Here is a 414-nt window from a genome sequence, read left to right on the forward strand (position 1 = left end):
ATATTAGCCGTTTTGCGCTTGGCCAGCCAGTTACTTTCACCGCCGATGCCTATCCCGACCGAATCTTCACCGGCACGGTAAAGCAGATCCGCAAGGCACCGCAGGTCGTCCAAAATGTCGTCACATACATAGTGGTGGTCGGTACCGAAAATTCCGATGAGCTGCTGTTGCCCGGCATGACCGACAATCTGAGTGTGGTAGTGGCCAAGCGACAGGGCGTCTTGAAAGTGCCGAACGCTGCCCTGCGTTTCCGGCCGCCGAATGATACCGGGGACAAGGCGCGTTCAACCGCGCCGGCCATTGCCGAAACGGGCGCAGAGGCAGGAAGCCCGGGCGAGGTCTTTGTAGTTGGGCCAGACCGCGAGCCGAAGCTGGTTTCGCTCCGGCTTGGAATCACCGACGGTCGTACAACAG

1 pseudogene is annotated in these 414 nt (G+C 59.7%); it reads left to right on the forward strand.

Features of this window, described 5'->3' with window-relative positions:
• Nucleotides 1-414 (forward strand): annotated as a pseudogene (locus EOA19_RS35585) (efflux RND transporter periplasmic adaptor subunit); the annotation flags it as partial.

This window comes from Mesorhizobium sp. M7A.F.Ca.US.010.02.1.1 (assembly GCF_004023085.1).
Lineage (GTDB): Bacteria > Pseudomonadota > Alphaproteobacteria > Rhizobiales > Rhizobiaceae > Mesorhizobium.